Annotated in this window: 13 protein-coding genes; 7 read left to right on the top strand and 6 right to left on the bottom strand. The window is 47.3% G+C overall.

Annotated elements, in window-relative coordinates; translation table 11 throughout:
- Positions 1–273: 273 nt before the first annotated feature.
- Positions 274–1,329, top strand: a complete 1,056-nt coding sequence (locus SB752_RS09690) for a hypothetical protein (RefSeq protein WP_410715447.1) — start codon at positions 274–276, stop codon at positions 1,327–1,329.
- 34 nt (positions 1,330–1,363) lie between these two features.
- The gene (locus SB752_RS09685; protein ID WP_410715446.1) at positions 1,364–1,831 is read left to right on the top strand and encodes a DinB family protein; all 468 of its coding nucleotides are present in this window, start codon (positions 1,364–1,366) and stop codon (positions 1,829–1,831) included.
- A gap of 183 nt (positions 1,832–2,014) precedes the next feature.
- Here SB752_RS09685 and SB752_RS09680 read toward each other — a convergent pair whose 3' ends face one another.
- Positions 2,015–3,253 carry an amidohydrolase family protein gene (locus tag SB752_RS09680; RefSeq protein WP_410715445.1) on the bottom strand — a complete coding sequence of 413 codons (1,239 nt, stop codon included), beginning with the start codon at positions 3,251–3,253 and terminating at the stop codon, positions 2,015–2,017.
- A gap of 393 nt (positions 3,254–3,646) precedes the next feature.
- Between SB752_RS09680 and SB752_RS09675 the strand changes: the two genes are divergently transcribed.
- Complete coding sequence (locus SB752_RS09675) at positions 3,647–5,116, top strand: amidohydrolase family protein (protein WP_410715444.1); 1,470 nt, start codon at positions 3,647–3,649, stop codon at positions 5,114–5,116.
- 72 nt (positions 5,117–5,188) lie between these two features.
- Here SB752_RS09675 and SB752_RS09670 read toward each other — a convergent pair whose 3' ends face one another.
- The 3 genes from SB752_RS09670 to SB752_RS09660 form a co-directional block, all read right to left on the bottom strand.
- Positions 5,189–6,613 (bottom strand): HAMP domain-containing methyl-accepting chemotaxis protein, encoded by a 1,425-nt coding sequence (locus SB752_RS09670; RefSeq protein ID WP_410715443.1) that lies wholly within the window; start codon positions 6,611–6,613, stop codon positions 5,189–5,191.
- A 127-nt stretch (positions 6,614–6,740) separates the two neighbouring features.
- Positions 6,741–7,538 carry an SDR family oxidoreductase gene (locus tag SB752_RS09665; protein ID WP_410715442.1) on the bottom strand — a complete coding sequence of 266 codons (798 nt, stop codon included), beginning with the start codon at positions 7,536–7,538 and terminating at the stop codon, positions 6,741–6,743.
- A gap of 46 nt (positions 7,539–7,584) precedes the next feature.
- Positions 7,585–7,788, bottom strand: coding sequence for a hypothetical protein (locus SB752_RS09660; RefSeq protein WP_410715441.1), 204 nt, complete (start codon positions 7,786–7,788; stop codon positions 7,585–7,587).
- A 211-nt stretch (positions 7,789–7,999) separates the two neighbouring features.
- Here SB752_RS09660 and SB752_RS09655 point away from each other — a divergent pair, with 211 nt between their 5' ends.
- Positions 8,000–8,536 carry an RNA polymerase sigma factor gene (locus tag SB752_RS09655; protein WP_410715440.1) on the top strand — a complete coding sequence of 179 codons (537 nt, stop codon included), beginning with the start codon at positions 8,000–8,002 and terminating at the stop codon, positions 8,534–8,536.
- Positions 8,529–10,004, top strand: a complete 1,476-nt coding sequence (locus tag SB752_RS09650) for a DUF4179 domain-containing protein (protein WP_410715439.1) — start codon at positions 8,529–8,531, stop codon at positions 10,002–10,004. The genes SB752_RS09655 and SB752_RS09650 overlap by 8 nt, the downstream gene beginning before the upstream one ends.
- 51 nt (positions 10,005–10,055) lie before the next feature.
- Here the strand turns inward: SB752_RS09650 and SB752_RS09645 are convergent, their stop codons facing one another.
- On the bottom strand, positions 10,056–10,961 hold the full coding sequence (locus SB752_RS09645) for a LysR family transcriptional regulator (RefSeq protein WP_410715466.1): 906 nt from the start codon (positions 10,959–10,961) through the stop codon (positions 10,056–10,058).
- Positions 10,962–11,138: 177 nt separating this feature from the next.
- On the opposite strand from SB752_RS09645, the gene SB752_RS09640 reads away from it, so the two are divergent.
- Positions 11,139–12,050: an NADP-dependent oxidoreductase gene (locus SB752_RS09640; protein WP_410715438.1), complete on the top strand. Its 912-nt coding sequence runs from the start codon at positions 11,139–11,141 to the stop codon at positions 12,048–12,050.
- Here SB752_RS09640 and SB752_RS09635 read toward each other — a convergent pair.
- Complete coding sequence (locus SB752_RS09635) at positions 12,047–12,340, bottom strand: hypothetical protein (protein ID WP_410715437.1); 294 nt, start codon at positions 12,338–12,340, stop codon at positions 12,047–12,049. The genes SB752_RS09640 and SB752_RS09635 overlap by 4 nt on opposite strands.
- 6 nt (positions 12,341–12,346) lie before the next feature.
- Here SB752_RS09635 and SB752_RS09630 point away from each other — a divergent pair, with 6 nt between their 5' ends.
- Positions 12,347–12,769, top strand: a complete 423-nt coding sequence (locus SB752_RS09630) for a hypothetical protein (RefSeq protein ID WP_410715436.1) — start codon at positions 12,347–12,349, stop codon at positions 12,767–12,769.
- Positions 12,770–12,817: the final 48 nt, after the last annotated feature.

Here is a 12,817-nt window from a genome sequence, read left to right as displayed (position 1 = left end):
CCTGTTCAATACAGAGATCATCTTCTTGGAGCTGCCTAGACTTTTTAAAAGTGTCCTTTACAAAGGGTACATTTTAAGGTGGTTTTGCCTCTTTTTTGCTGCCTGAGCAATATAGCAGCAGTCTAGTGAGAGGCATCTCCACCCACTCCAATCGCTGCTGTATGTAAAATCGCATGGCATTTTTTCTCCTGAGCGTTTGTAAGTTCGCGTTCTTAGAAGATGGGCAGTTAAAATATGGTAAAATGAATGAAGGAAAGACGGAGGTGAAAGAAAATGAAACGACTTTTGCTCTTCAGTCTCATTTTTGTCATTAGTTTCATGACTGCTGCTTGTACAAGTAAACCTACAGTTGAGCTAGTTCATGTGTCCGCGGAGATCTTCACAGAGAAATCTATACAAAGGGGGATCATGGATGGAAACCAGTTAATCAAATATGTCCCCCCGACAGTTCTTTCTTACAAATTCGTCGTTAAAAACATGAGCAACCAAAAGATAGGTGATAGGAAGAAGCCGGTCAGGTTCAAACTCGAACCTAGTGATGAGCTCATCTCAGCATTAAGAAAAACAGTTGGGTCAAATGCGATGGATTTCGAAAAGATGGATGGTGGCTATAAAATGGATGGTGAGATTGTCAGCAACGGGACGGCAGAATATTCCATCTTTTATGAATTAGGAACTGAAGAGGATTTAGGCTCTTATCAACAAATTCCTCTTTTGCCCCCCAAAGAAAAAATGGTTGAACTACAAAACAAAAAGTTTGACGCCATATTGATTCTTACGGTTGGCGAAGAAGAATTCGCTCTTTTTGACCTACGGACATATGCCAAGGGATTGCCACAGGAAGTCCAGCAGAAAATGGAACAGGAACTGGGAATCCAAATGGTCGTTCCTGTGTTGGATTATTATCAGGTTAAATTTGCTGAGGTTATGTATCCTCCCATCGTGAATAATGAAGTGATAGGAGATCGGCGGGTCGCAACGGTCGTCTATACAGATCAAAAAGGACCACTCATCGAATTGAGCAGCGAGCAGAAGGAGAATCTCGAAAAAAAGCAGAGAAGGAAATTTTATTACGGAGAGTATGAAGGTAAGCCATTGATTAGGATGGAGATCAGCAACGAGAAAAATTCGCTTGCTGATGCGAAGGTTCAACAAATTGAAGGTGTAGAGGTCGAGTACTCTTTCAAAGAAGTCGAATCTGGAAATTACGGTTTCTATTCCTTTCAAGTCGGTAAGGGTTCATACTTCATCACCTTTCAAATAAACGATAGATTTACAGAAAAAGATGCGGTCGATTTTATTCGGCGTATTCTTAACAGTCAGAAGTAAATTCCATATAGATTTTAAATGAAGGAGGAACGAGATGGATACATGGATTGAAGAGTACAGTCGAGGATACAAAATGCTGCTGGAAGCCATCGAGGGGTTGACTGAAGAGGAGCTTCGGTTCAAGCCTGCACTGGGAAAATGGAGTATCCACCAAATTCTTATTCATGTAACAGATTCCGAGATCTTGTCGACACATCGGATGAGAAAGGTCTTGGCGGAGAAAGAGGCGTTTCTGTATTCGTTTGACCAGGACTCATGGGTGAATGAACTGGGGTATGATCAGCTGGATCGCGAGGAGCATCTACGTCTCTTCCAATCGCTGCGCAACAGTATGCTGCCCATTTTGAACAATCTGACACCACAGCAAGCCGAGCGGGTAGGGGTGTATCCCGATGGTGCGCGGTTTACTTTCAAAGAGTTGCTGGAATATCGCGTCCAGCATGTGCGTGATCACCTAGCCCAGATTGAGCGGGTGAGGGAGGCGTATCGGCAGGGGCGCTAAATGATTTAGTAGCAATCTAATGTGGATCAATAACTATACAAAGTAATAAATAAGGGCTACCTATCGGGGTAGCTTGTTTTATTCATCTAGCGGGTAGGAGATCTGCGCTTGGAAAGCATCACCAACGACACAACGAAAAAAGGCTTCGCCAAAAAATCAGCGAAGCCAACTAGCCTACTAATCTTAATTCCCGTTCATTCGTTCCAGTGCCCCGTGAACGATTTTCCCTTTAAACATGACCGCAGCACGTCTGGACCTTCTGGCCACTGCCTCAGCGGAGCAGGAGCTTTCGGCAAAAACAATGCTCGCCTCATCGCCAACCTTCGGCCAAGCCCGGTTTCCTTCCTTATCCAGAGTCGTTTTCCCTCCTGTAATAAAGAACAGGGATTGGACAAGAGAGCGCTCGTCTACCCAGCGATAGCGCTCGACAAGTCGATTCAGCTTCTCCAGCATGTCACCTGTTCCGTACGGTGACCAAGAATCGTAAAAGCCATCGTAGCCGAGTGCGACACGTACACCTTTTTCATGCAGGATCGGTACAGGTGGCATCGCCCGGTTGATCGGAACGGTCGTCATGATCATCGCGCCAAGACGAGACAAACGCTCAGCCATTTCCGTACTTTCTTCCACAGAGACATCGCCGAGTGCAAATGCATGGCTGATCGCCATTCGGTTCTGCCAGCCAGCTTCCTCTGTCAAATCGAGAATGCGCTTGATCGTATAAAAGCCGAGTGTGCCCGGATCGTGCAGGTGAATATCGACATCTGCATTTGCTTCTACCGCGATGTCCATCATTTCGCGCAAGGAGCCTTCCAGCTCGTTATCAATACCGGCTGGGTCGAGTCCGCCGACCAGTGTCGCGCCTTCCTTCATCGCTTGTCTCATCAGGGAGCTGGCTTGTGTACGCAATAAGCCTTGCTGCGGGAATGCTACGATCTCATAGGTCATCCGGTCACTGTAATTTTCCAGTGCAGTGCGGACACCTTCCAGGTTTTTCAGACCGATATACGGATCGATATTGACGTGGGTTCTGACGTGTGTGGCACCGCCTTGAAGCAGCCATTGCAGCATGGCTTCAGCCCGCTGAGTGGTGGTCCCTGTTATGGCAGGCATTTCTGTTGCCTCAAACTCCAAACGATCGATCAGCTTTTTCGGAGGGAGACAAGACTTCCATGTAGCACCTGCATACGTTTTATCCAGGTGATTATGCTTCTCCACAAAAGAGGGAAGGGCCAGCAACCCTTTTGCGTCTTCAGTGGGCAGAGTCGTGTCCAGTGGCTCATTAGCGGATGCGATTTGCATGATTTTGCCGTCTTCAATGCGGAGATGACAGATTTCGGTTAACGTATGAACGACTCCATCATGTCCAGTCTCAAACCCGCTGTCCAAACGAACATTGGTTAACCAGAAAGCGTGACTCACAAAAAACCAGTCCCTTCTCTTTGTTTTCTTAATTGTAGTGAATATTTCGAACAATAATTTTCAGCATCTTTACTTGTTTTTGCATGATCTTTACGTATTGCCAGGAATGTTGTTTGTTTTAGAAAAACAATATCGATGCTTTAGCAAGATGAGCGACCGCGATTAGCGGAAAGTTTTTATGCGTTACGGAATTTTTAAGAAAGGATGCTATTTCAAAGCGGACTCTTAAAATTTCCTAACGTTCTTAAAGTAGTAAAGATTGTGCAAATAGATGTAAAGCAATTGAAACTTATTTTACAGAATATTTCCTATAATGGGGGAGGATTCATACAGATAGGACTAAAGTGGATGAGAAGTACGGATAATCTCGCAATGCGAAAAGGGAGGTAGCGCATGAAAAAGAAAATAACGGCTAAATACGTGATTGGCTTTGATGGGGAGGATCACATCATTATTCGCGATGGTGAGGTCGTATACGAGAACGATACGATTTTGTTCGTGGGTCATGACTATGCTGGGGAAGTTGACGAGGTAATCGATGCAGGGAATGCGGTGGTCAGCCCGGGCTTTATCGATCTGAACGCGCTGGGAGATATTGACCATGACGTGGTTCATTTGGAAGCGGCGGCAGGTAGGAACAAGAATCTACTCTGGTCAGAGGACTACTATCGCAAAGGCTACCATGAAGTGATGACGCCGGAGGAAGAGGCGTTCAAATCGCTTTTTGCTTACAGCCAGTTGATTTTGAACGGGGTTACAACAGCGATGCCGATCACTTCGGTCTTCTACAAGCGCTGGGCAGAAACGTATGAGGAGCTGGCAGCGGCTGCCGATCATGCAGGGCGACTGGGTTTGCGTATGTACATGGGGCCGAGCTATCAGTCCGGGATGCGTGTAGTCAAGGCAAACGGCGAAATCGAAGTACTCTGGAATGAAGCAGAGGGCCAAGCAGGCTTGGAGCGTGCTGTGCAGTTCGTAAAAGATTTCGATGGTGCACATAACGGCTTGATTCGCGGGATGCTGGCGCCTGAGCGCATCGAAACACAAACACCGGATAACCTCATCAACACCAAGCGCTACAGCGATGAATTAGGTTGCCCGATTCGTTTGCATGCGGCACAAGGCAGCTATGAATACAACGAAATGTATCGTCGTCATAACAAATCCCCTGTACAATTTTTGCATAGCATTTGCTTCTTAGGCAACAAAACAGCTATTCCACATGCACACTTTATCCCCGGCTATAGCGAAGCTACGATCGGAGAAGGTGACGACCTCGCTCTGCTTCAGGAAACAGGAACGACGGTCATTCACTGTCCACTTGTGATTGGACGCCACGGTTCTGCACTTGAATCATTTGCCCGTTATAAAAGAAACGGAATCAATATCGCCATCGGAACAGATACGTTCCCGCCTGATTTCATCCAAAACATTCGGACGGCCAGCATGTTCTCACGGTTACGGGAAGGCGATGTAGCCGATTCCAGCTACGCGGACATTTATCGCGCAGCGACGCTGGGTGGAGCGCGTTTCCTAGGGCGTGATGATCTGGGAAGACTGGCACCAGGAGCAAAAGCAGATATCATTGCCATTGATCTGGATGGCTTCCATATGGGTACGATTGATGATCCAATTCGCTCGCTCATTATGTCCGGCTCAGGTCGTGACGTAAAGCTTTCGATTATCGCGGGTCGTACAGTCATGAAGGATCGCGAGCTGCCAGGTGTAGATCTGGAGGAAGTGAAAGCCAAAGGACAGCGCTATTTTGATAAAATGCGCCTGGGCTATGTGGAAAGAGACTACCAACAGCTCGGAGCAGAGGAGCTGTTCACGCCTTCTTTCCATGTTGTAAAAAAAGGATAAGCAAACAGTAAAAAGGTAAAGGCACAATCTGACTGTAAGTAGCAGATTGTGCCTTTTGTATGTTCTTTCGTTCTATAATTTCGTAACTAATAGACTGAGCTTTTCTGCCATGTTCGCCAGCTCTTCCGTAGCAGAAGCCGTCTCCTGTGTACTCGCAGAGGTTTGCTCGGTCACAGCAGCAATGTTTTGAGAGGATTGCAAAATATCACTCGTTTGAGCAGACTGTTCTTCACAGCTTGCTGCAACTTCCGTAATTCGCTCAGCAGACTCATTTACATATTGGATGATTTCGGTAAAGGAATCGCCTGCCTTTGCAATGAGCTCATTGCCAGAGCGGACTGTTTCCACTGCGTCCTGTGTGCTTTCCTGCATCGTATGCACGAGCTGAATGATACCTTTTGTAGCTTCTCCGCTTTGGTTTGCCAATTTTCCTACAGAATCCGCTACGACAGCAAAGCCTCGGCCATGCTCACCTGCTCGCGCTGCCTCGATTGAGGCGTTTAGTGCCAGCAACTTGGTTTGATCCGCGATGTCTTTAATCGTCGTGACAATCAGGTCAATCTGCTTGGAATTATCCAACAGATGATGTACTTTATTCGAGATGTCCTGCATACCGACGAGTGCATTGCTCATCATTTTTCCGCCGTTCTCTGCAATGACAGACGTCCGATTTACCAATGTGCTCGTCTCTTCGATATTGGATGCGATTTGTCCGATGGCTTTATCCATTTGGTCAATCATCTCAGAAATGCTGTTGACCATGTTCGTTTGATGATGGGTACCCGTCGCTACCTCTTGAACACTCGCCGAAATTTCCTCAGATGAAGTGGCAACTGTTTGCGATGAGGCATTAATGTTGTCTGCTACAGTACGGATGTCGCGGAAAATGATGAATGCTAATACGATTCCGGCAATGATCGCAATGGCAATAACGATGCTAATGCTCAGTAATGCGTTTTGATAAATTTCTACAGACTCTGTCGTTTCTTGTGTCGCTCCAGTACTATTTAAATCCTTGAGCTTGATCAGCACCTGCTGCGACTCTTCCCATACAGGGGTAGCTTGCTTAATGGCTGCGATCGTCTTTTGCTGGTCGTTGCCTTTGGCTATTTCAACGATTTGAGGCAAATCTTTTTCAAATTCCTGCCACAATTGTTGAAACTCATTATAAAGCTGTCTTTCTTCGTCAGTTGCGATTAGCTTTTCGTAGCTTTGAGTAGCTTTTTGAATCCGATCGAGGAGCACTTGTATTTGGGAGTCCAGTTTGGCAATTTCGTTATCATCTGTTTCCAGACCGATCTGGTTAAGCAATCGTGGTACGTTTGTGCCCAGTGCATTCGTCTCGCCGACCAGTGCTAGGCTGGGAACCCAATTGTCTTTGATTTCCGTAGACTGATCCCCCATTTTTTTCATTTGAAAAATGGAGATGCCTCCGATGATAAGAAGTAAAACTAATAGGCCGATGAATCCGAACAAAACCTTTTTCTTGATGGTCACAGTGATTTCCCCCAGGGTGATTTGGTATTCTGCTGATGGTTAAATACCCTCAATCCGGGGAGTTGAAACTTGATAAATATTTCCATTTGGAGTTAAAATTTGTGGGTTATTTGCATCGAGATCAGTGCTATTTCCGCATAAATCCGCCCTCGGAATGAATCACTTGCCCCGTAATCCAAGCTGCCTCCTCACTTGCTAGAAAAGCAACCAACCGTGCGGCATCCTCTGGCAAGCCGATCCGTCCAAACGGGCTTCTTTTCAAAAGGATTTGCTTGAGTTCCTCCGACATCCAGCCTGTATCGGTGGGACCAGGATTGACAGCATTCACAGTTATTCCAATCGGGGCGACCTCTGCAGACAGTGTCAGTGTGAGTGCTTCGACCGCGCCTTTTGTAGCAGCATAAGCGATCTCGCCTGGCATCGGACCTTTTGCTTGACCAGAAGTCAGGTTGATGATTCTGCCTCCCGAGCCTTTGGAAAAACGACGGGCAAACTCAACACTAAGCATGGTCGTCGCACGAACATTGATCGCATAATGACTGTCGAGGCTCGTGCTGTCCAATACCGTATAGCCGTCGCTTGTGGAGAAGCAGGCATTGTTTACTAAAATGCTGGGATCACCTAGTTTCATTTTCACTTCATCCAGCACAGTGAGATAGGCATCAGGTGCCGACAAATCTACTTCCAGGCACTCGCAGCACACGCCCTGCTTCGTTATTTCCTCCCGCAGGAGTCGTGGTTCATCCAGATCAATTCCCCAGGGCATAGATTGATCGTACTTGCTCCAGTATGTGAAGAAAATATCAACTCCGTCTTTAGCTAGAGCACGGCAGATGGCAGCACCGATTCCCTGCGTCCGACTTGCTCCTGTAATGATGGCGATTTTGTTGGACTTCTTTTCGAAAAGCTGTTTGTGAGCGGTCATATGTACCTCCCAAAATTGTGATGGTGATGAAGCAAGGGAGAGAATTTTAAGAGACGGGTGTAAGAAATAAGTGTCCGAAAATGAAGTAGGAAAAGAGGAGGATAAAGCAAATACCAGATACAATAAAATTCCATTTCCTTTGCTTAAATAATCCAAGGAGCAGGGACGTAAACCCAGCCGTCCCTAATAGAAACGGAACGATAATCAACCACAGATTATTGATGATGATGCTGTTATCCACTCTGTACACAAAGATCCCTCCTACACAATGAATGGATGTAATGACGTTGTGCGATGTGTAAAAAGCGCCGCTCATCACGATTGACAAGCAAAACTGATTGGGTTGTTACTACACTAGCATAGCATGAGCGAAACGGGGGGAAACAATTTTTGAATGTTTGTGAACCAAAATAGGACTTGAGGTGAATAGAGAGAGAAGGAATTCGAGGAGGGTTATGCAAGTGAAGGAAAACGATTTTGAACAGCTTGTACAACCACATCTTGGCACGGCTTTTCGAACAGCTTTTCTGCTCATACATGATTATCATCTGGCCCAGGATGCAGTCCAGGAGGCGTTGTGGGAGGCTTATCAATCTCTTTATCGGTTTGACGAACGAAAAGGGACCTCGTTTCGGGCGTGGTTCATGAAAATCGTAACGCATCGCACCTTGAATCTGATCCGGCGCAAGCAACCAACAACACAGATTAGTCCAGATACTGCCGAGGGCGGGCCAAGCCCGTTGGAAAGCATTTTGCAGCAAGAAACCGAACAGCAAATATGGAGCGCTATTCAGACGATGAAGCCGGTGCATCGGTCGGCAGTTGTCCTGTATTACTACGGTGACTTCAGTATTGCGGAAATTGCCAAAATGCTTGGTGTGTTCGAAGGCACAGTAAAATCACGACTGCATAAGGCGAGGCAGCTGATCGGTGAAAGGATGAATGAGGAACGAGGGGTACGAGGAAGCGCAGAGATGGGAGTGATCGCAAATGACTAAGCTTGACCAGCAAATCTCACAAACGTTAAAAAAGGTGGCAGATGAGCAAGGCATCCCTTCTTTTGAAATTCCAAGTGAGCGTGCAGTTCTTGCAAGTCGCAAGCGTGATTCTCGCTTTTCTGGCTTGCTGCTTTTTCCGGCGACAGTGATAATCGCGCTCTTTCTGATCATTGCGCTAGGAACACAGGTTTCTCCAAGCATCGCAGCGTATATGAAATCATTATTTACAGAAGAAGGCTTGGACGAAGGACTTCAGCAAGCTGCAATAAAAGGATTCTCTCAAGCAGTAGGGGCGTCTTCAACAGACCAGGGCATTACACTAGAGATTATGGAAGTGATGGTGGATTCTGTACGAATCAATATCATTTATCGGTTGGTGGATCAGACGGGTAGCGTGCTTTCGCCAGATCAGCTCGATTCCTATGATTTGAAAATTACCAATCCTAGTGGCGAGTCTGTGCAAAATAGCTATTCCACAAGTCTGCGATACGAAAAAGAATATGGTTACCTGAGGGTCAGTAATGCAATAGAGACAAGTCATCAGAAGCTTATATTGCGGCTAGACACAACGCAAATCGGTAAGACAAAAGGAAACTGGTCCGTTAGTGTTCCATTTGATATCACAAAATCTACTGTTGCGACGACTATCATCCCTCTCGATAATACGTATGTTACTCCACAAGGGCTGCAAATCAAGCTGAAGGGAATAACCCATTCACCGACGGCAACTCGTCTGGAGTATGAAACGACATGGACGAAGGAGACAATTAAAAAACTTGAGGGAGAGAGTGAAATGCTCGTAGGAAAGACAGAAAAACCGAGAAGGATTCGTGATGTCCCTTTTGAGCATAAACTTACATTCCGAATTGAACGTGAGAAAGACGGAGTTGTAGCTGGCGAAGTCAAGTCTTTGTCTGCGGGAGCACATGGGAAAGAGCTAGGACATTTATCCCGTCAAGATGTCTACGAACCATTCATACCAGGCGAAAAGTATTGCTTGGTTCTGGATGCGATCACCAAAGCAGAACCATTTGAGTTGTCCATTTCTTTTGATCCGAAGCAAGTAGATAAAATACCAGTGAAAGCTACCAAAGATGGCAATGTGTTTCAAATAAGCTCGTATGGGACCGGAAAGAGAGATGACGGGATAAGCAGAAGTGAAGTTACAATTGACGCTTATGTACAGGGAATGATTCCCCATATCGATCCAAGGTTGTTGCTGTTAACAGATGACAAAGGCAGAACCTATCGCTTCAAAGGTGCTTCCCATGAATATTTTGAAACAGATGAAAAGGGGCGCAAGCATATGCAGGCGATACTGAGAGTAGAAGAACTGATCGAACCCATTCCGAGTAAGCTCACTCTCAACTTCTACGGTATCCCAAAACGCTATACAAATCTCGACTGGCGCGTACCTTTGCTCACTTCCGCAGCAGTAGAAAAAGCAAATGTAGAAGCCAGAAAATAGGAGCATACAACAAGAAGCTGCTTGCATCAGGCAGCTTCTTTCTTCTTGCATTTATTCGTCTACCTGCTTCATTGGCGTTCCTGTTTTCAGCCCGGCAAAATAAGAAACGACATACTCGCGGAATGTTTGTGCCGATTTGGACAAATAGCGGTCCTGAAGCCAAGAGAGCTGATACGTACGCTGACAGACCGGCTGATCAATCCGTATGGTTGGAAAAGAAGTGATTTTATCCCCGATCGATTCAGGAAAAAAAGCAATACCGATTCCGGTTCGGATAAAGTGGCTGACCGCCGAATGCTCGTCGACCTCACACGCGATATGGGGGGCAAAGCCGGCTTGACGGCAAAATTCATCGGTCATCGCACGGAATGGATTTCCTTCCTTGATACAAATAAATGGCTCGTTCGCCACCTCAGCAAGCGCAATGCTCGTGCGATTTGCCAAGCGATGCGCAGGCGGGACAGCGAGGACGATTTCTTCGGTCAGAAAGGATATCCCTGCAATGCCTTGAGATTCGATCGGGGGGAACGTGATGCAAAGATCTAATTCACCTGTAAGAAGCTGCTCGACCTTTTCTTCCGTGGAGGCTTGAGTGATGTGCAGCTGGACATCCGGGTGCTCGGCGAGAAACGAACCGATTAAGTCAGTAAAGCACTTATGTGTCGTCGTTGCCAAAAAAACGCGTCCACGCTCCATCCCGGCAAGATCAAGGACTTCCCGTCGACCATCCTCTAGCAAGGAGAGCGCAGCCTCAACCTTTTTCAAAAATGCTTTGCCAAATGTATTGAGCCGGATTTGTCGTCCTTTGCGTTCAAATAAGGGTACACCGAGGTCCTCTTCCAGGCGGGCAATGGTTTTGCTGAGGGCTGGCTGCGCGATACGCAGCTCTTGGGCAGCTTTTGTCATGTGCTCCAAATGCGCTACCTTGCGAAAGTAGTGAAGCTGTAGCAGTTCGATTTTTCTCACCTCCTGCTTGCTTATATACTAAAGTATATCAGTTAATAAAGAATCATGTATTTTTTATTATCAGTGGCAGTGAGTACAATGAAAATCACAAACCACAAAACAGCGAAAGCGTAGTCTTAAATGGAAAAAAGTAGTCTTCATTAGCAAAAAGAAGAATGGGGGATTTTTATGAGAGCGGCAGGATTTTTTGCATACGGCAGCCCAAATGTACTCCAATCCATCGAGGTTCAAGCGCCGCAGGCTGGGCCTGGTGAGGTGAGGGTACGAGTTAAAGCAGCGGGGGTACAGCCGTTTGATTGTGCAGTGAGGAGCGGCTGGACGCCACCAGGTGCGACCGTACAGTTTCCGCAAATAGTGGGAAATGAATTCGCGGGAACGATTGATCAATTGGGAGACGGTGTCACCGGCTTTACAATCGGGCAGGAGGTGCTCGGCTATCGTATGCTGGGATGCAATGCAGAGTACGTCGTTGTCGGATGGGAGCAGATTGTCCTCAAACCTGAGTCCATGCCATGGGAGGTAGCAGCATCCCTGTCTGCCTCAGGCCAAACGGCGCACACAGCGATGGAAGAGCTCGGGGTGGGGAAAGGGGATACCGTGCTGATTCACGGGGCGGCAGGCGGAGTCGGAACCGTTGCGGTGCAGATTGCCAAATCTCTCGGAGCAACTGTCATTGGTACAGCGAGCGAGGCCAATCACGAATACCTCCGCACGCTTGGGGCTATTCCCGTTCGCTACGGAGAGGGTTTGCGTGAAAGAATCAAGCAGCTGGCACCAGAGGGTGTTGACGTGGCCTTTGATGCGGCAGGTGACGAGGCATTGCGTGTTTCTCTGGAAGTAGCCAAGAGCAAAGACCGCATCGGAACGATTGTAGCCTTTGAGCTGGCAGCCAGTCTCGGCATTCGCAGTATCCGCAGCAAGCGTTCTGCGGCACGATTGCAGGAGCTCGTCAACCTGTATGTCGCGGGTCAGCTAAAACTGCACGTCAGGAAAACATATTCACTCGAACGGGCGGCAGAAGCTCACGAAGAGATGGAGAGAGGTCACGGATGCGGAAAAATCGTGATCCTCATCGACTAGGACATCTCTCTATCGCTTCCTCCGAAAGCCTTTGCCAGAAGCTTTACCCCTGTACGGATTTCCTCCTCCGCAAGTCCGCCAAAGCCAAGTAAAACCGTAGCGGGCAGCGCCCATTCCGGCGACAGCGCGTAGACAGAGGTAGGATATACCTTCACGCCGGTGTTTTCTGCTGCTCGCACCAATTCGGCCTCATCCATACCGTTGCCAGGCTGCAGCAGTACATGCAAGCCCGATCCAGCCCCAATTACTTTAGCCGACGATGGAAAATGCGTCGTCAAGGCTTCGAGCAAAGCATCATGCTTCCGATGGTACAAGGTACGCATTTTGCGCATGTGCCGATCAAAATCGCCGGATTGCATGAAGAGCAGCAGTGCCTTTTGCAAAATGGGCGAGGCGAGCTGGTCGTAGCTGTGCTGCTTCTTCCAAAAGCGATCGAGCAGGGAAGGGGCCAGGACGAGATAGCTGAGGCGAAAGGCAGGGCCAAGTGCGCGCGTCATACCAATTTTCTTTTGTGCAAGCCGCCAGTTGGCTCCGGTTGTCCGACTGCCGAAGAGTTATACGATACATTGATGAAGCAAAACATTTACGTGCGCTACTATAAAAACCCGCGACTGCGCGATTATTTACGGATAACGATCGGAACAGATGCAGAGATGGATGCGGTACTTATGGCACTGGGGCAAATATTGGGACATAAGGGGAAGAAATGTGATGAATGAGTGAAACTTAGGCTAGCAATCATTCAAAATAGTTGCTATTTTAGTAAC

Source organism: Brevibacillus sp. SIMBA_040 (assembly GCF_046535075.1).
Lineage (GTDB): Bacteria > Bacillota > Bacilli > Brevibacillales > Brevibacillaceae > Brevibacillus.
The sequence above is the reverse complement of the archived record's forward strand: the minus strand, read 5'-3'. Positions and strand labels throughout refer to the sequence as shown.

Excerpts from the sequence above, each read along its gene's own strand:
- SB752_RS09690 (WP_410715447.1), top strand. The coding sequence starts at position 274 with ATGAAACGACTTTTGCTCTTCAGTCTCATTTTTGTCATTAGTTTCATG.
- SB752_RS09685 (WP_410715446.1), top strand. The coding sequence starts at position 1,364 with ATGGATACATGGATTGAAGAGTACAGTCGAGGATACAAAATGCTGCTG.
- SB752_RS09675 (WP_410715444.1), top strand. The coding sequence starts at position 3,647 with ATGAAAAAGAAAATAACGGCTAAATACGTGATTGGCTTTGATGGGGAG.
- SB752_RS09665 (WP_410715442.1), bottom strand. The coding sequence starts at position 7,538 with ATGACCGCTCACAAACAGCTTTTCGAAAAGAAGTCCAACAAAATCGCC.
- SB752_RS09650 (WP_410715439.1), top strand. The coding sequence starts at position 8,529 with ATGACTAAGCTTGACCAGCAAATCTCACAAACGTTAAAAAAGGTGGCA.
- SB752_RS09640 (WP_410715438.1), top strand. The coding sequence starts at position 11,139 with ATGAGAGCGGCAGGATTTTTTGCATACGGCAGCCCAAATGTACTCCAA.
- SB752_RS09630 (WP_410715436.1), top strand. The coding sequence starts at position 12,347 with ATGCTTCCGATGGTACAAGGTACGCATTTTGCGCATGTGCCGATCAAA.